17 protein-coding genes and 1 tRNA gene are annotated in these 17517 nt (G+C 62.5%); 9 read left to right on the forward strand and 9 right to left on the reverse strand.

Annotation, left to right across the window (positions count from 1 at the left end; genetic code table 11):
- Window positions 1-2: 2 nt before the first annotated feature.
- Entirely contained in the window at window positions 3-434 is a 432-nt protein-coding gene (locus CN673_RS07945; RefSeq protein WP_099865730.1) for an ion channel, read from the forward strand.
- Window positions 435-480: 46 nt separating this feature from the next.
- Here CN673_RS07945 and CN673_RS07950 read toward each other — a convergent pair.
- The 4 genes from CN673_RS07950 to CN673_RS07965 form a co-directional block, all read right to left on the reverse strand.
- Window positions 481-557: transfer RNA gene (locus tag CN673_RS07950), tRNA-Arg, on the reverse strand.
- 98 nt (window positions 558-655) lie between these two features.
- The gene (locus CN673_RS07955) at window positions 656-2179 is read right to left on the reverse strand and encodes a sensor histidine kinase (protein ID WP_099865731.1); all 1524 of its coding nucleotides are present in this window, start codon (window positions 2177-2179) and stop codon (window positions 656-658) included.
- Between the two features lie 39 nt (window positions 2180-2218).
- Complete coding sequence (locus CN673_RS07960) at window positions 2219-3646, reverse strand: dihydrolipoyl dehydrogenase family protein (RefSeq protein WP_099865732.1); 1428 nt, start codon at window positions 3644-3646, stop codon at window positions 2219-2221.
- Window positions 3647-3742: 96 nt separating this feature from the next.
- Complete coding sequence (locus CN673_RS07965; RefSeq protein ID WP_099865733.1) at window positions 3743-4510, reverse strand: TVP38/TMEM64 family protein; 768 nt, start codon at window positions 4508-4510, stop codon at window positions 3743-3745.
- Between the two features lie 331 nt (window positions 4511-4841).
- Here CN673_RS07965 and rpmH point away from each other — a divergent pair, with 331 nt between their 5' ends.
- The 4 genes from rpmH (at window position 4842) to yihA (ending at window position 8007) form a co-directional block, all read left to right on the forward strand.
- Entirely contained in the window at window positions 4842-4979 is a 138-nt protein-coding gene (gene rpmH, locus CN673_RS07970) for a 50S ribosomal protein L34 (protein WP_099865734.1), read from the forward strand.
- A 20-nt stretch (window positions 4980-4999) separates the two neighbouring features.
- The gene (gene rnpA / locus CN673_RS07975; RefSeq protein ID WP_099865735.1) at window positions 5000-5383 is read left to right on the forward strand and encodes a ribonuclease P protein component; all 384 of its coding nucleotides are present in this window, start codon (window positions 5000-5002) and stop codon (window positions 5381-5383) included.
- 84 nt (window positions 5384-5467) lie between these two features.
- On the forward strand, window positions 5468-7267 hold the full coding sequence (gene yidC, locus CN673_RS07980) for a membrane protein insertase YidC (RefSeq protein ID WP_198585946.1): 1800 nt from the start codon (window positions 5468-5470) through the stop codon (window positions 7265-7267).
- A gap of 95 nt (window positions 7268-7362) precedes the next feature.
- Window positions 7363-8007 carry a ribosome biogenesis GTP-binding protein YihA/YsxC gene (gene yihA / locus CN673_RS07985; RefSeq protein WP_099866099.1) on the forward strand — a complete coding sequence of 215 codons (645 nt, stop codon included), beginning with the start codon at window positions 7363-7365 and terminating at the stop codon, window positions 8005-8007.
- A gap of 18 nt (window positions 8008-8025) precedes the next feature.
- On the opposite strand, the gene CN673_RS07990 is transcribed toward yihA, so the two are convergent.
- From CN673_RS07990 to CN673_RS08005, 4 genes are all read right to left on the reverse strand, one after another.
- Window positions 8026-8397 (reverse strand): nuclear transport factor 2 family protein, encoded by a 372-nt coding sequence (locus CN673_RS07990; protein ID WP_099866100.1) that lies wholly within the window; start codon window positions 8395-8397, stop codon window positions 8026-8028.
- An 83-nt stretch (window positions 8398-8480) separates the two neighbouring features.
- Window positions 8481-8996, reverse strand: a complete 516-nt coding sequence (gene msrB, locus CN673_RS07995; RefSeq protein ID WP_099865737.1) for a peptide-methionine (R)-S-oxide reductase MsrB — start codon at window positions 8994-8996, stop codon at window positions 8481-8483.
- A gap of 304 nt (window positions 8997-9300) precedes the next feature.
- Window positions 9301-10011, reverse strand: a complete 711-nt coding sequence (locus CN673_RS08000; RefSeq protein ID WP_099865738.1) for an anti-sigma factor — start codon at window positions 10009-10011, stop codon at window positions 9301-9303.
- Window positions 10008-10547, reverse strand: a complete 540-nt coding sequence (locus tag CN673_RS08005; protein ID WP_099865739.1) for a sigma-70 family RNA polymerase sigma factor — start codon at window positions 10545-10547, stop codon at window positions 10008-10010. Before CN673_RS08005 ends, CN673_RS08000 begins: the two co-directional genes overlap by 4 nt.
- Before the next feature lie 168 nt (window positions 10548-10715).
- Here CN673_RS08005 and argB point away from each other — a divergent pair, with 168 nt between their 5' ends.
- The 4 genes from argB to CN673_RS08025 all read left to right on the forward strand — a co-directional run bounded on the left by argB (window position 10716) and on the right by CN673_RS08025 (window position 16294).
- Window positions 10716-11615, forward strand: coding sequence for an acetylglutamate kinase (argB, locus tag CN673_RS08010; RefSeq protein ID WP_099866101.1), 900 nt, complete (start codon window positions 10716-10718; stop codon window positions 11613-11615).
- A gap of 158 nt (window positions 11616-11773) precedes the next feature.
- Window positions 11774-12910, forward strand: a complete 1137-nt coding sequence (locus CN673_RS08015; protein WP_099865740.1) for a helix-turn-helix transcriptional regulator — start codon at window positions 11774-11776, stop codon at window positions 12908-12910.
- Window positions 12911-12914: 4 nt separating this feature from the next.
- Window positions 12915-14054, forward strand: a complete 1140-nt coding sequence (locus CN673_RS08020; protein ID WP_099865741.1) for a helix-turn-helix transcriptional regulator — start codon at window positions 12915-12917, stop codon at window positions 14052-14054.
- Window positions 14055-14233: 179 nt separating this feature from the next.
- Window positions 14234-16294 carry a DUF4214 domain-containing protein gene (locus CN673_RS08025; RefSeq protein ID WP_099865742.1) on the forward strand — a complete coding sequence of 687 codons (2061 nt, stop codon included), beginning with the start codon at window positions 14234-14236 and terminating at the stop codon, window positions 16292-16294.
- 51 nt (window positions 16295-16345) lie between these two features.
- Here the strand turns inward: CN673_RS08025 and CN673_RS08030 are convergent, their stop codons facing one another.
- A complete protein-coding gene (locus tag CN673_RS08030) occupies window positions 16346-17347 on the reverse strand; it encodes a 2-hydroxyacid dehydrogenase (protein ID WP_099865743.1) in 1002 nt (333 codons plus the stop codon).
- Window positions 17348-17517: the final 170 nt, after the last annotated feature.

Below are 17517 nucleotides of genomic sequence, written 5' to 3' on the forward strand. Positions count from 1 at the left end.
CAATGGAATTCGTCGTCGCCATAGGCCTGTCGCTTCTCCTTACCGCGCTCTCGGTGCTCATGCACTACGAGACCTTGCGCATCACCGGACGGCTCATCAATGCCTTTCCGGCAATCCATCGCGGCCGCATCGGCATCGGCATGGCCGGCGTGCTGATCGCGCACATCCTTTCTGTGCTGCTTTACGCCTTCGCCTACGGGGTGGCTGACGGACACCTCGGCACGATCGCCGGCAAGACCGAGGGCTATCCGCTCGATCCGCTGTATCTCTCGCTGATGAGCTTCACGACACTCGGCGTCGGCGACATATACCCGACCGGCAATCTGCGGCTCATCAGCGGATTCCAGGCGCTGAACGGCTTCGTCCTGATCGGCTGGTCCGCCTCTTTCACCTATGTCGCGACAAGGATGGCCTGGGAGCCGGACCCAAGCTGACCCGCACGGATCGATCACGGGCAATACATTGATAATTTTAGGAAAATGGCGCGCCCGAAAGGATTCGAACCTCTGACCCCCAGATTCGTAGTCTGGTGCTCTATCCAGCTGAGCTACGGGCGCGTTGGCGGAGAAGACGTGGCGCTTCGTCCGCGAGGCCGTCTCCTATCGCCTCGGCGGGGGCATTGCAAGGCTTGAAGGCAAATTTTTCGCCGCAGCGCTCAGGGCAGACTGTGGCGACCGGAGTCGTCGCCGGGGTCCTTGCGGGCGCGGAAGGCGGACATGGAAACCGGCTGGTCGGGCAGCACGATGCGAAAGGCGGTGCCGGGGTCCGGCTTGTCGACCAGTTCGAGCGTGCCGCCATGTGCGGTGACCAGCTCGCGGGCGATCGCCAGACCGAGCCCCGTACCACCGGAGCGGGCCGACCCCTTGAAGGCGGTGAACAGGTTGGCGCGTGCTTCGGCCGGCATGCCTGGTCCCGTGTCGTCGACGAGGATGGTGACGACGCTGCCCGATCGGCGCGCGGTGAGCGTGATGCGGCGCACTAGGGCGCTGTCGCCTTCCATCGCCCGCAGCGCCTCGAACGCGTTGCGGACCAGATTGTGGATGACGCGGAAAAGCTGTTCGCTGTCGGCCTCTACCTCCAGGCCCGGCTCGACATCGACGACGAAAGCAATATCGGGCTGCGGCTCGACCATGACGAGGTCGCGCACGTCCTCGACCAGCCGAGTGAGATCGACCCAACGGCGTTTCGGCTCGGCCTCGCGGGCGCGGCCATAGGCGAGCACCTCGCCCGAATAGGCGACCGCGCGATCGATGGTGCGCAGCAGCTTGGGCGCGAAGCGCTTGACGACGGGATCGTCGACGCCGGCCAGGCGGTCCGACATCAAATGGGCAGATGCCAGGATGTTGCGCATGTCATGGTTGATCTTGGAGACGGCGAGGCCAAGATCGGCCAGGTTCTTCTGCTGCTTCAAGGTGCGTTGGAGCTGGCGCTGCATGGCAGCCAGATGGTCTTCGGCTTCGCCCAGTTCGTCGTCGCTGCCGCGCGGGATGATGACGCGATCCGGGTTCTCGGGATGCTCGGCAAATGCTTCCATGCTTCGCGTCAGCCGACGGATCGGGCGTATCATCAGCCGATTGATGGCGAAGAAGACGAGGCCGGCGGTAATGAAGGAGATGATCAGCGACAGAAAAAGGACATTGCGGGCGTAGACGAGCATGGCGTCCCTCAGCGGACGCTCCTCCATCACCACCTCGATAACCATCTGGCTCTCACCGACCGGTCCAAAGACGCGGATCAGCCTGTCGCCGCCGAAGAAAAGCGTATCGAAGGCATCGATCATCGCACCCGCCGGCCCTACGGCGGCAAGGTCGTACTGCCCGTCCACCTCGGTCGGCATGTCGGCGCTGGCAATGAGGCGCGAGGCGCCGTCGCGCCTCAGCACGATCGCCTTGGTTCCGGTGCTCATGAGCGTTTCCGTCTCGACCGGTTCGGGCAAGTCCATTTCGTCGAAGCCCTCGATGACGAGGCTCGCCGACGCGGCGGTGGAGAGCTTGTCCTGCAGCCAACGCATACGCATGTTGGCGACCGAGGGCACGAAGATCAGCACTTCGGCGATCATGACGAAGAGCACCGTCAACAAGAGCAGCTTGCCCGACAAGCCGCGTCCCGGTCGCGGACCCTGATGCGACCCCGTCACTGTCGCGCTCCCAGCTGCCGGCGGTGCTGTGCTTGCTGTCATTCCGTCTCCAGCCCTTGGCGACACGGCGCGCGGCCCGCCTCAGCCGAACCGCCGGAGAAAAGCGACGATCCTTCGCACGAACGGTTTGCGCGTCATCGGGGCATAATAGGAGATCGCGGCGCGCTTTCCTATCTCGGCGATCGTCGGATAGGGCGCGATGACGGCGCGCATGTCGCCGAGTGTCATGCGCTTGGTCACGGCGAGCGTCCAGGCGCCGATCATCTCACCGGCGCCCGGCGCCATGATCGAGGCACCGAGGATACGGCCCTTGCGATCCGCGATCACCTTGATCTCGCCATCCAGCCGCCGCTCCGCCTGCGCCCGGTCGTTCTCCGCCACCGGCCAGCGAAGGACGGAAAGGCGGCGATGGGACCGGCGCGCTTCGGCCTCGCCAAGACCGACATGCGCGATTTCCGGATCGGTATAGGTAACGCGTGGGACGAGGTGACGCTTCTCGCGTGCCGGAAGACGGAAGAGGATCTGCTGAACGACCAGTCCGGCATGGTAGTTGGCGACATGTGTGAACTGAAGCCCGCCGGCAACGGCATCGCCGATGGCGAAGACACGGCGGTTGCTCGTCTTGAGATTGGCGCCGACCTTCACACCCTTTTCGTTGAAGGCGATCTTCGCCGCCGCCAGGTCGAGACCGCCCAGTGCCGGCGTTCGACCGGTGGCAAGAAGAATGTCGCTGCCGCGCACCACGATCTCGTCATCGCCTTTGCGGCAAAGCACAGCGATCCTGGTCTTGCCGCGACGCTCGACCCTTTTCACGGAGGCGGTTTCGATCAGCGTCACGCCTTCCCGTCGCAGGCAGTCGGCGATCTGGGACGCAAGCTCGGGATCTTCGCGCGCAAGCACCCGGTCTCCCTCGATCACCGTGACCTCGGCGCCGAGACGGCGATGAGCCTGCGCCATCTCCAATCCGATCGGTCCGCCGCCGATGACGATCAGGTGCTGCGGTTTGGTCGTCCGATCAAAAAGGGTCTCGTTTGTCAGGAACCCGGTTTCGGCAAGTCCCGGTATGTCAGGCACGAACGGCGCCGAGCCGGTGGCGATCACGAAGCGGCGGGCACGGATCCGGTAGCCATCAGCCTCCACGGTGTGCGGGTCGGCAAAGCGGGCCTCGGCCTTGACGACCGTTACGCCCAGGGCAGTAAACCGCTCGACCGAATCGTTCGGGGCGATGGCGGCGATGACATTACGCACATGCCGGTTTACGCGGCCGAAATCGACTTTCGGTGCGCCGGCGCTGACGCCGAATGCCGGCGCCTCGCCGATGGCATGGGCATGCTTTGCTGCGGCGATGATGGCCTTCGACGGAACACATCCGAAATTCAGGCAGTCGCCGCCCATCGCACCCTTTTCCACGAGGACCACCTTGACGCCGAAAGCTGCCGCGGCGGCAGCCACGGTCAGGCCACCCGATCCGGCACCGATGACGCAAATGTCGGGTTTGAGCTCTTTCATGGCCTGACCTTTCTGCCGCTCGCACGTTGCCTGGCGAAAGGCTCTATCACAGCGACGCAACCAGATCGTTTACGCGCACCGACACGCTCAGGATCGTCACGGGCGCTTGAGCAGGCGCAACTTCCGGATCACGACGGGCAGCGCGGCGACCGCGGCCAGAAGGAGAAAGGCGATGGTGATCTTCGGCGTGACGATATCGGCAAGCGTGACGGAGCGTCCGGCCTCGGCCGCCGCCGCCAGGACACTGTCGATGCCGGCGCCGAGATAGGCATAGGCGAACGTTCCGGGCAGGATGCCGAGCAGCGTCGCGGCCATATAGGTGCGTGTCCTCACGCCGAAAAAGGCTGGGGCGATATTGACCAGGAAGAAGGGGAAAACCGGCGCAAGCCGCAAAACCAGCAGATAGGAGAAGGCATCTTCGGAAAAGCCGCTGCGCAGTCGCTCCAGACGTGGACCGAGCTTGCGGCGCAGCAGGTCCGAGAGGGCCGAGCGCGCCGCGATGAACAGAACGGTGGCACCGAGGGTGGCGGCGAGTGCCGTCACGATGCCCCCGGTGAGCCAGCCGAAGAGAAACCCGCCGAAGATCGTCAGCACAGACGCGGCAGGAAATGCAAAGGCGACCGCCAACAGATAGACGACGAAATAGAGCGAGACGGCCAGAAGGCGGTTGGCCTCAACATAGCCAAGGAGCGCCAACCGGCGCTCTGCCAGCGCGTCCAGCGTTAGATATTGGTGAAGTCCGAGCAAATAGCCGATGGTCAGACCGAACAGGATCACCATGATCGGCAGAAATTTCAGTGCCCGCGGCCACCCGTTCGGTCGTTCGTTCATCTGCGCCACGCTTCGTGCGCCTTGCCTGCTCATCTCAGCCCTCGCGAGGTCGGCGGTTCAACATACTCCCGGCCCAGGGACAGAACCCTAGCTATTTGGCGTGGCCGACGATAGGCAACGCGTAGCGCCTTGCGGCCTGCCTCACCAATGACGATCGCTCGCGGACGGGCACGTCTGCGTGAAAGCGCCTTGCCGCCAATCCCACCAATCATTGACTTTGCCGGCCGACCTTGCCTATAAGCCGGCCACGTCCGCGATCGGCAATGCCGATGACGGTCTCGATTGAGAGCCGGATGCGGGCGATATTCACACGCTCCTGTTTTCGACAGATCAAGAAGGGCCGCACCCCGCGGTATTCAAATAAATGACGAAGCGTACATTCCAGCCTTCCAAACTCGTGCGCAAGCGCCGTCACGGCTTTCGCGCGCGCATGGCAACCACCGGCGGCCGCAAGGTCCTCGCCGCACGCCGCGCACGCGGCCGCAAGCGTCTGTCGGCATAGTCGCGCGACAGAGACGGTCTATGCGCAAGCCAACGCATTCAGGAAAGTCCGAGCGGCTCAAACGCCGCCCGGACTTTCTTGCCGTGCAAAAGGGCGAGCGGCGCAAAGGCCCGTTTTTTCTGCTGGAGGTCCTGCAGCGGCAGGCGCCAGCCGACACGACACCGGCACGCGTCGGCTTCACGGTCACACGGCGGCAGGGCAATGCCGTCGAGCGCAACCGCATGCGCCGACGTCTGCGCGAAGCGGTGCGGGTGTCTGCGGAGCCGTGCCTGAAGGCGGGGCATGACTATGTTCTTGTCGCCCGCCGCGACACCTTGCGTGCGTCCTTTTCGCGCTTGACCTCATCACTCAAAGCCCGCATCGAAGGTCAGCGTGCCAACCGGCCACCGGGCGCGACCCGGTAGACGACCACCGCCTCGCCTTCCGTCGCCGATCGGCGGACACAGCCCGAGGGCGGCGAAGTCCAATGCCCAATCCAGGGAAACATGATGGATAACAACCGCAACTACTTCGTGGCAATCGCACTTTCCGTGCTTGTGCTCGTGGTATGGCAGTTCTTCTACATCAATCCGCGCGTTGAAGACGAGCGTCGCGCCAACGAAGTCCAGCAGGAGCGCGTGTCACGCGATCCGAGCCCCGGCACCGAAGGCCAGCCGGCGCCCGAGGCCAACCTGCCGGAGGGTGCGCAACAGGAAACCGCAGCTCCCACGACTGTCAGCCGCGAGGCGGCGGTCGACGCCAGCGATCGCGTTCAGATCGATACACCGTCGTTGTCCGGCTCGATAAACCTCAGCGGAGCGCGGTTCGACGACCTCAGCCTCAAGGATTACCGAGAGACCGTCGACGACGACAGCCCGATCATCACGCTCCTCTCGCCGGCCGCAATCGACACCGGCTACTTCGTAGAATTCGGTTTCATCGGGAACGAAGCATCCGGCACGGTGCCGGGACCGGATACGGTCTGGCAAGCACCGGAGGGCGCGACGCTTACCGACGACCAGCCCGTGACACTGACCTATGAGAACGAAGCGGGCCTCGTCTTCACGCGTACCATATCGGTCGACGACGACTTCATGTTCCAGGTCGACGACGCTGTCGAGAATACCGGCGAGGACGCCGTTTCGCTGTCGTCCTACGGGCGTTCGACCCGCTTTTCGAAACCGACGACACCGTCCATCTTCGTCCTTCACGAAGGCATGCTCGGCTATTTCGGCGAGGACGGCCTGCAGGAAGTTGACTACGGTGACATCGAAGAAGATGGCCGCATCGATGTCGCGACGGTCCCGGCAGGCTGGATGGGCATCACGGACAAATACTGGGCAACGGCGCTCATCCCGGATCAGGGGAATCCGTTCACCTCCCGCTTTGCCTATTTCGACGATGGACGTGCACGATATCAGACCGATTTTCGCTCCGAGCCGATTACGATCGGCGCCGGCGAGACCGGCGAGGTCAGCAATCTGATGTTTGCCGGCGCCAAGCAGGTGCCGATCATCGACGGCTACGAGGAACAGTTCCAGATTCCGAGCTTCGATCTGATGATAGACTGGGGCTGGTTCTATTTCATCACCAAGCCGCTCTTCTACGTGCTCGATTTCTTCTATCGCGTGCTCGGCAATTTCGGCGTGTCGATCCTGATCACGACGGTCATCATCAAGCTCATCTTCTTCCCGCTCGCCAACAAGAGCTACGTCTCCATGGCGAACATGAAGAAGGTTCAGCCGAAGATGGAGGAGATCAAGAAGAAGCACGGCGACGACCGGATGGCCATGCAGCAGGCCATGATGGAGCTCTACAAGAAGGAAAAGATCAATCCGATTGCCGGATGTTGGCCGGTCCTTCTCCAGATTCCCGTCTTCTTCGCGCTCTACAAGGTGATCTACGTCACGATCGAGATGCGCCACGCGCCGTTCTTCGGCTGGATCCAGGATCTTTCCGCGCCGGACCCGACCTCGATCTTCAATCTGTTCGGGCTCCTGCCTTATGACGTGCCAGGCTTCCTGCTCATCGGCGTCTGGCCGCTGATCATGGGCGTCACGATGTTCATGCAGATGCGGATGAACCCGACGCCGCCGGATCCGACCCAGCAGATGATCTTCAACTGGATGCCGGTGGTCTTCACCTTCATGCTGGCGACCTTTCCTGCAGGTCTGGTCATCTATTGGGCATGGAACAATACCCTCTCGATCATCCAGCAGGGCTTCATCATGAAGCGCCAGGGTGCGAAGATCGAGCTTTGGGACAATCTCAAGGGACTGTTCCGGAAGAAGCCGAAACCGGCGGAATAGTTCGAGGAAAGCTGGGACCCCGGTCGAAGGATCGGGGTCTTTTGCTTGCAACGACGCACCGCGAGCGGCCGGGCATACGAGAAATGACCAACGACATGGCGATACCGAAAGACGGCAATTTCTTCCTGCGCCCCTGGGTCTTCATAAGGGGCGTTCCGGCGATGAAGTTCCTGCCGCCCGAGGGCCCGCCGGAAGTCGCCTTCGCCGGCCGGTCCAATGTCGGCAAATCATCTTTGATCAATGCGCTCTTGGCCCAGAAAGGTCTGGCGCGCACCTCGAACACGCCCGGACGGACGCAGGAACTGAACTATTTCGTTCCCGACGGCCATACCGGTGAAGGCGAAGACCTGCCGGGGCTCGCCGTCGTCGACATGCCTGGCTACGGCTACGCCAAGGCGCCGAAGGCGCAGGTCGACCAGTGGACCAAGCTCGTGTTCGACTACCTGAGGGGGCGCGCGACGCTGAAACGCGTCTATGTGCTGATCGATGCCCGGCACGGCATCAAGCCGAACGATATCGAGGTGCTTGAACTGCTCGACAAGGCAGCCGTCTCCTACCAGGTGGTGCTGACCAAGATCGACAAGATCAAGCAACCCGCGGTGGCCCGCCTGCTGAACGAAACGACTGATCGGATCGCCAAACGGCCTGCGACGTTCCCAGAGATTTTGGCGACCTCGTCGGAAAAGGGGTCCGGCATCGTCGAAATGCGTGATGCCATCGTCACCGCTGTGCGGTCGTAGCGCGCCTGCGGCCGGCGCCTACTCGACGATCTTCCAGTAGGAGTCCTTGCGGACCACCTTGCCATCGCGAAACGTATAGAAGTCGCAGCCGCGCACTTTCTTGCGGGTGCCGTCCCGCGCGGTTCCCGTCAGGAGCCATTTCGACATGCCCGTCCTGGCCGCCTCGTCCGCGAAGTGCTCCTCGTCTGCGTAATGGACGTCGGGAAGGCCCTCAAAGCGTGTCAGGAGGGCGGCGCGCACGTCTCTCCGGCCCGTGAAGCGGGCGCCCCACGGCTTTTCGCCACGCGGCATCTCAAGGATACAATCGTCGTGGAAGCATGCCATGATGCGATCGATGTCGTGCGCATTGAAGGCAGAACAGAGCTCCGCAAGCGTCGCTCGGATATCCATCACCCCGGTCTCCTGCAGCAGGGCGATTTTCGACCGCTTTGCCGTCCAAGACAAGCCGGCGACGGCAATGGCAGCGCAATGCGTCAGGCAGGTGTCGCCGCGCCCGGTTTGAAGGTCAGGGCGAGCCCGTTCAGGCAGTGGCGCTTGCCGGTCGGCGGCGGGCCATCATCGAAGATGTGGCCGAAATGGCCGCCGCATCGACGGCAATGGCATTCGGTGCGGGTCATGAAGAGCGTGTTGTCGTCCTTCGTGCCGATTGCGTCCGGCAGCGATTCCCAGAAGCTGGGCCATCCGGTGCCACTGTCATACTTCGTCTCCGAGGAATAGACCGGCAGGTCACAGCCGGCACAGTGGAAGAGGCCGGCGCGCTTTTCCTCGTTTAAAGGACTTGTGAAGGCCCGCTCGGTGGCCTCGTTGCGCAGGACGTCGAACTGCTCGTCGCTGAGCAGTGCGCGCCACTCCGCTTCGCTCTTCGTCACTTCGAAGTCGCCTTCCGTTGCGGCGTGAGCGTCAAAGCGGCGCATCGACATGAGACCCACTCCCGTCACCGCAGCCAGTGCGGCACCGGACAAAAGAAAATCGCGTCGCTTGATCGTCATGGCGTTCTCCCGGCCAGCATTTCGGCTTCAAAAAGTCCTAGTATCGCTTCCACCAATCTAGGGCGATATCGGCTCACAGGCGAACCAAACCTTCTCACGCTCGCGTGTGGCCCGGAAAAAGGCCCCCTACCGTGTGTTTGGAGTGCGTTGGGGTGCTCACACGGCAGGAGGCACAGTTCGCGCCGCATCCGGACAGCGTGGCAGCGACGCGAGGTGAATTCATTTCTCGCGCATCAGTTACGGGGTCCGCCGCGAAGAAGTTTCACGGCGCCCCGAAAATGTTGAAATGGACCGTCTGGGACGTTTACGGCCGGCGGGCCGCTCCCGATGCGACCACAGGCCCGGTTGGGGCCCCAGTCGGCGAGCCGCCCTCCGGTTCGAGGCTGAGCGCAAGGATCGCGCCCTCGGCCATCAGGGCGCGCACATCGTCTTGCACGACGATTGCCCCTCGGCCGGTCGGCGGTATCACGCCGAGCGACAACGGTGCCGCGCCCTCGTTTTCGATCAGCCAGAGCTCCAGAGACTGACGCTCCGGTGCACCGAAGGCAGCGGGCACGATTTCGATGGATCCACTTGCGGCATCGTAGTGCGCAACGAGATCGAACGCCGAATTCTCGGCGGTCAGCTCGGCCGTGAGCGTATCTCCGCCGCCCGGTCTGAAACCGACAGTGGCCGCCAGAAGGCCGATGGTGACGAGCAGCGAGGCGAAGGCCAGACCGCGCCATAGGGTGAGCGAATGCCAAAGCCCCGGCCGCGCGCGTTTTTCGTCCGGGAAAAGACGCTGTTCGATCCGTGTATAGAGGGCGCGCGGCGGCGCAACCGGCTCATAGGCAGCATCGAGCGGCTCCAGCCTCTCCTGCCATGCCGCAACAAGCTTTGCGAATACCGGATCGCGGGCGATGCGGATTTCCACCGCTCGACGCACCTCGGCGTCCAGGACACCGAGCACATATTCGCCGGCGAGGACGTCGTCCCCGCCTTCGAACCTGCCATCATCCGGGCCAACGACACTCATCGTTCCAGACACTCTTTCAGCTTCATCAGGGACCGGCGAAGCCAGGTCCTCATGGTGTTCAACGGCACATCGTAGCGAGCAGCAAGCTCGTCATAGCTCAGCCCTTCCACATATGCCTTGACCACGGCTTCCGCCCTGGCCGGCTCCAACTCCTCCATGCACTTGGCGATGCGGCGCCCCTCTCCGCCCAGGACGGCCAGTTCCTCCGGATCATGCGCCGGGTCGGAGAGATGGTACGCCTCGTCAAGGTCGACAGATACGGCGCGACGCGCACGAATCCTGTCGATCGCATGATTGCGCGCGATCGCCGACAGCCAGGACAAACCGCTTGCCCTTCCAGAGGAAAATCGGTCGGCGCGCCGCCAGACCTTGACGAAAATCTCCTGCAGCGCCTCTTCCGCCTCGCCCCTTTCGCCAAGAATACGCAACGTTATGCCGAAAAGTTTCGCGCCTGACTTTGCATAGAGCGCCGAAAAGGCCTTTCGATCCTTCAGCGCCACGCGGGCAAGCAGCTTGTCTATCTCTTCATCGGCCATGGTGCCGTCGCGTTCCGGGGCTCGCACTTCGCAGTGGATGTCGAGCGAACATAGCGTGGCAACTGCAAATTGACACCCCACGTGACATTTCGGCCGGGCTTCAGGCGATTGCCCGGCGCCGACATTCCCGATAAGAACCCGCGTGATTTTCTCTCCGGGACGATGCGGATGGCCGACAGCGACACAACGAACAACAGCGAGATCAAGGCGGAACTTCTTTCGCAGGCCCTGCCCTACATGCAGCGCTACGAGAACCGCACGGTCGTCGTCAAGTATGGCGGACATGCCATGGGTGACGCCGCACTCGGCCAGGCATTCGCCCGCGACATCGCGTTGTTGAAGCAATCGGGCGTCAACCCGATCGTCGTGCATGGCGGCGGGCCGCAGATCGGCGCGATGCTGACGAAGATGGGCATTGAATCCAAATTCGAAGGCGGCCTGCGCGTCACCGATCAGAAGACGGTCGAGATCGTCGAGATGGTTCTGGCCGGATCGATCAACAAAGAGATCGTCGCCATGATCAACGCGGAGGGAGAGTGGGCCATAGGCCTGTGCGGCAAGGACGGGAACATGGTCTTCGCCGAGAAGGCGAAAAAGACGATCATCGACGCCGACAGCAATATCGAGAAGGTGCTCGATCTCGGATTTGTCGGCGAGGTGGTGGAAGTCGACCGCACGCTGCTGGACCTGCTCGCACGCTCGGAAATGATCCCCGTGATCGCGCCGGTCGCGCCGGGCCGCGACGGGCATACCTACAACATCAATGCCGATACGTTCGCCGGCGCGATCGCAGGATCGCTGAATGCGACGCGACTCCTGTTTCTTACCGATGTGCCGGGTGTGCTCGACAAGTCTGGCGAACTGATCAAGGAACTCTCCGTCAGGGAGGCCCGCGCCCTTATCGCCGACGGCACCATTTCGGGGGGAATGATCCCGAAGGTCGAGACCTGCATCGACGCGATCGAGGCCGGCGTGGAAGGTGTCGTCATCCTCAACGGCAAGGTCGCCCACGCCGTATTGCTGGAACTCTATACCGAGCACGGCGCAGGAACGTTGATCGTCGGCTAGCCGGACGCACATCGATGCTGCCGCACGCCTTGGTTTAGCCAGACGAAAGTCTGCGGCCACAAGTTTTACTTCTCAGAAATTCCGTGTATATTTTGCCGGTGGTGGACGCTCTACTCGCCCGCCGCACCGTTTGTTGTCTGACAGGGGGACAGACGACGGTGAAACGCTTTGACGAAGCAGAGATTAATCGTATCGGTGCCGCAGTCGGTGAGGCGATCGACTTGGCAGCGGTCGGCGCAGGCGATTGGGATGCCGTAACATCCCTTACCGCAAACAGCTTTCCCGGCTCCTACGCCGCCGTCATCAACGTGGACAGCAATGCGGATCGGCTCAATCATTACTCGGTCTGCAATATCCTTCCCGACTATCTGGACAGCTATCTGACCCACTACGCCTTCTGTAATCCTTGGCTCCCGGTCTTTGGGCGGCTTCCCTCCGGCGGTCTCTTGATCTCGGAAGAAATTGCACCGGCGCGCTCGTTTCTTGATACCGAATTTTATCAGGATTGGCTTCGCCCTCAGCGCCATTACGACGCCGGAGCCGGAATGCGCATCCACGGTTCGCCGAAAGACATGATCTTCTGGGCAACGCATTTTTCGCCCGACTGGCAAGCGTCGTATGGCCCTGCCCTGGCTGCGTTCTATCGCCAGATACGCGGACCAATGAAGCGTGCGGTGCGGCTTGCGCGTCAGATCAGCGATGCCCAGGAGCGTGGTGCTGGACGCGGCGCGGTGGTCGACCGGCTTGATCGGCTGGCGGTCGTGGTGGATGCCAATTTGGCGATCGTCGATGCGAACGAGGATGCGCTGGCGAGTTTCCAGGCCGCCGGTTTCATGCGCTCGCTGGCGGGCCGGCTGCATCTGCCCGCTGCAGCGGCCAATTCGGTGCTGGCCCAAAGCGTCAGGCAGATCGCGTTCGGCAAGGCCGTCGCTTTCGACAGTCTGCTCGTCACGCATGGTGAAACGCGCTTTCTCGTCCATCTCGCCTCGATCCGCGTTGACGCAGCGCCCGGCGCGGCCTTGATGCCCCCACGTCCGCTCGTTCTCATTCTGGCGCGTGACATCGACGATCCGCGTCATTCGACGGCACTCGAACGCTTTTCGCGCCATCACCAGCTTACCCCGTCTGAACTGCGCTTTTGCGAGCGCCTCGCCGCGGGCGACAGCGTCAAGGCCGCCGCGGCGCATCTTGCAATCAGCAAGAACACGGCACGTCAGCGTCTCAAGACCATCTTCCAGAAAACCGATACCAACCGCCAGGCGGAACTCATGCGCCGCATGCTGGCCTTTGGGTGAGGCGATGATGCGGGCCTATGACGACGATCGCATTGCCCGCATCAGCGCCGACGTGAGCGAGGCGATCGAACTGGCTGCATTGGGCCAGGCGGACTGGAGCGACGTTGCCGCCCGATTTGTCGACGGATTTCCCGCCGCCTTCTTCTCGATCATCAATCAGGACTTCACGAACGACAGGGTCAATTTCTTCGCCGAGTGCAATGTCGCGCCCGACTATCTCGCAAGCTACATGGAGCACTATGCCTACGTGAATCCGTGGGTGGACATCTGGGCGCGCACGCCCGCCGGCGTCGTGCTCGTGGCCGAGCAGCATTGTCCGGCGCGTGCCTTTCCAGATTCGGAATTCTACAATGACTGGGTGCTGCCGCAGCGAACGGTCGAGGCGGCGTCCGGCGTGAAGATCGACGGCGGGCTGCGCGACCTTGTCCACGTGCCCGTGCATTATCCCATGCATCTGCGCAAGGGCTACGATCCGGCGACATCGGCTGTCTTAAAACGTATCGCCGGCCCCTTGCGGCGCGCCGTGCGCCTGGCCCGCCACCTCAGCGATGCGTGCCGCACTGCCGCCGCTGCCGGTGCCGTCGCCCAGCGCTTCGACCACGCGGCTATCGTCTGCGATGCCCGAATGACGGTTATCGAGGCGAATGAACGGGCGCTGGCCCAATTTGGTTCAGGCCGGGTGATCCGATCGGTCGGCGGAAAGCTGTCGATGACAAACCCGGCCCACCACGGCGTTCTCGCGCGGCATGTCCATTCGTTGGTCGCGGGTCATGCGCCAGAGTGCGACGAATATTGTTTCGTCGCGGACGGCGACGTCCACCTTATGCAATTGTGCAGGATCCGGCTGCCCGCCAGCCGCGTCGGCGTGTTGTTTCCCTACCCGCCGCACGCGCTCATTCTTCTCAAGAATGTCACGCGAAGCACGTCAGGCGGTGCCGTGGCCCGCTTTGCCCGTCACCACCGCCTCACCCCGGCGGAGACAAGATTTTGCGAACGATTGCTCGCTGGAGACAGTCCCGTTGAGGCAGCCGGAAGGCTGGCCATCACCGAAAACACCGCCCGCCAACGCCTGAAGACGATCTTTCACAAAGCAGGTGTCGGTAGGCAGGCGGAGCTGGTGCGGACCATGCTCGCCTTCAAGTAAAACCCCCGGCATCCCCCATATGGGAGCCGACAAGTCACTTTAGCCTCCCCTACCATCATTCCTGCAACGGGATTGCGCTCGTGAGGTCAAACGGCGCTTCGCCCGGTTGCATTGGGGACAACCGGTTTCGCGGTCAACGCTGAGATGGCCGCTGGACCTCATCAGGGAGACTGAGGAAGATGGCAACGATCCAGGGTATCTATATCGCGGTGCTCGGCCGCCCGGCCGATCCGGCGGGGCTCGTCTATTGGACGGAAGCGACGAATGGCGGACAGGACCTGTCCGTCATGCTCGCGGCCCTGTCCAACACCGCTGAGTATCAGGCGCGGTTCGCGGAAATGACGAACACGGAGATCATCACCTCAGTGTATCAGTCGCTGTTCAATCGCGGACCGGACGATGCCGGGCTTGCCTATTTTCTCGACGCACTGGAGGACGGGACGCTCAACCTCGCATCGATCGCGGTCGGCATCCTCGATGGCGCGCAGGGCGCGGATGCGACCACCGCCGCCAACAAGGAAGCAGCCGCCACCGCCTTCACCATGGCGCTCGATAGCAACGCCGAGATCGCCGCCTATCAGGGCCAGGCCGCCGCCGATGCAGCGGGCGCGCTGCTCGTGCCGGTAACTTCGGACCCGGCAAGCATTCCGAGCGAGGATGAGATCGACGCGGCGATCGACGAGATCGAGGCGATCGCAGGCGAGGACACCGATCCGCCGACGGCACCCGACATATTCGTGATCGAGAATGACGATGGCACCTATTCGATTGGCGTGGTCGGGGAAGCCGGTTCGCGCATCGACATACTGCGTAATGGCGAAGCGTTTGCGTCCGTTACGCTGGATGGGCAGGGCACTGGACAGATCGCGCTTGACACGCTGGACGCGTCCGCCCGTTTCACCGCAACCGCGATGGATGCCAGCGGAAACGAGAGCGGAATTCTTGGAACGCTCATCGTCGGCACGGGTGATGGCGACGCAATCGACGCGACCGACCTGACCGAACCGGCGCGTCTCGTGGGGCTAGGTGGTGATGATGAACTCATCGCTGGCGAAGGCGACAGCGATCTGCTCGGGGGCGACGGGAATGATTTCCTTCTCGGCGGAGTCGGGGCGGATTTCCTGTCGGGCGGCGATAGCGAAGACGCCTTTATCGGTGGCGACGGGGCTGACCAAATGGACGGAGGCGCGGATTTTGATGAACTCATCTATGTCGAGGAGCAAGGCGGTGGCACCGTCCGTATAGACCTCAGCGAAAGGGTCGCCGGTAACGCCACCGACACTTATGGCAATCTTGATACCGTCTGGGATTTCGAAGGTTTCACACTGACGGATGGAAACGATGTTTTTGTCGGTCAGGACGGCCTGCTGCACATTATCCGTCCGCAACGCGGAGACGATACGATCGACGGTGGAGTCGGCGGTCTCAAGGAAATCAATTACGGCTCCGGCAATCTTTTCGCACGTGTGGAAGTCGACCTGACGACCGGCGAAGCGATCAAGTTCTACGACGATGAGAGCTTCAATACCGATACGCTCTCAAACATCGATCGCGTTCGCGGCTCGAACGGAGACGATTTGCTCCTCGGAGACAGCAACGACAACCGCTTTCGTGGATTGGATGGCGTTGACACGATTGACGGCGGTGCCGGTATCGATGAGGTCGACCACTCCACTGAGTCTGGTTCCGCGGGCGTTACCGTCGACATGCGCGCCGGAACGCATATCGACACCTACGGCAACATCGACGTCGTTTCGAACGTCGAGGTTGTGACCGGCTCAAGCATGGCAGACAAGATTCAGGGTTCGGATGATGGCGATCAAATCCGCGGCAATGGCGGCGACGATCGCATCACCGGTCGCGGCGGAGCTGATACGATGTCAGGCGGCGACGGCATCGATACCTATATCTTCAATCGAACGCACACACTTGCTTCATCGACAGAGGACGACTCGGTGATTGACATCATCACCGATTTCGAAGTCGGCGTGGACCTTCTCGGTTTTGGCGCCGATGGCGGCGTGCCGGCCGTGCAATCGTCGGAAAACACCTCCTTCGGCGACGGTTCGGCCAGCTATGAAGACGCCTACGTCGCTGCCAATGCCGGATTTGGCGGACTGCGCTATTTCGCCGACGAAGTGAATGGCAGCACCTTCGTCTTCGTCGACCGCGATGGGGATGGCACGGCCGACGAAGTGGTCCAGCTGAGCGGCACGGCCCTCACCGATCTCATCGCCTGAGGAACAGGCCAATTGCATTCGGACCGGCGCGATACGCGCCGATCCGCCGCTCTAGAGCCGCCCCGGCAGCACTCTGTCGGGCGGCCGGTGGCCGTCGGCGAAGGTGCGGATGTTGACGATGACCTTCTCGCCCATGTCGATCCGGCCTTCGACGGTTGCCGATCCCATATGCGGCAGGATCACCACCTTGCCCTCGTCGGCCAAGCGAACCAGCTTTGCATCGACGGCCGGTTCGTGCTCGAAGACGTCGAGGCCAGCGCCGGCGATGGCGCCATCGCGCAATGCCTGGATCAGCGCGGTTTCATCGATGATCCCGCCGCGTGCCGTGTTGACGATGTAAGCGCCCGGTTTCAACAGCGCCAGGCGGCGCGCGGACAAGAGATGGAAGGTCGCCGGCGTCGACGGGCAGTTGACCGAGACGATGTCGACCCGCGCGAGCATCTGGTCGAGGCTGTCCCAATAGGTCGCCTCCAGTTCGTCCTCGGTCCGCTGATCGACGCGCCGCCGGTTATGATAGTGAATCGACAGGCCGAATGCCTTCGCACGACGGGCGACCGCCGTTCCGATCCGGCCCATGCCGACGATGCCGAGGCGCTTTCCCCAGATCCGATGGCCGAGCATCCATGTTGGCGACCAGCCCGGCCAGACGCCATCACCAGCGAGAATCCTCGCGCCTTCCGTCAGACGGCGCGGGACGGCGAGGATCAATGCCATCGTCATGTCCGCCGTATCTTCCGACAGGACGTTCGGCGTGTTGGTGACGGTGATGCCCTTCCTTGCCGCCGCATCGACATCGATGTTGTCGACACCATTGCCGAAATTGGCGATCAGTTTCAGGTCCGGCCCCGCCTGTTCGATCATCGCGGCATCGATCCGATCCGTCACGGTGGGCACCAGCACCTGAAAGTCGCGCATGGCTGCAACGAGCTCGGGCTGCGTCAGCGGCTTGTCGTCGATGTTGAGCGTCGCATCGAACAGTTCGCGCATGCGCGTTTCGACCGGATCGGGAAGCTTGCGTGTGATGAAGACTTTCGGCTTCTTCCGGTTCGACATGGTGGCCTCGGTCCCTTTCGTTGAGAGCTCGTTAACCAAACTCAGCGACAATTCCCGTCAGTTCAAGCTTCTACCAGACCGCCCGGCGATGACAATCACATCTGGCAGCGCGCTGCGCGCGGTTGAGCGAAGTGCAAGCCGAACCAAGACACCAATGCCGGGATTTTTCC

The sequence above is a fragment of the Neopararhizobium haloflavum genome (genome assembly GCF_002750855.1).
GTDB classification, from domain to species: Bacteria; Pseudomonadota; Alphaproteobacteria; order Rhizobiales; family Rhizobiaceae; genus Georhizobium; species Georhizobium haloflavum.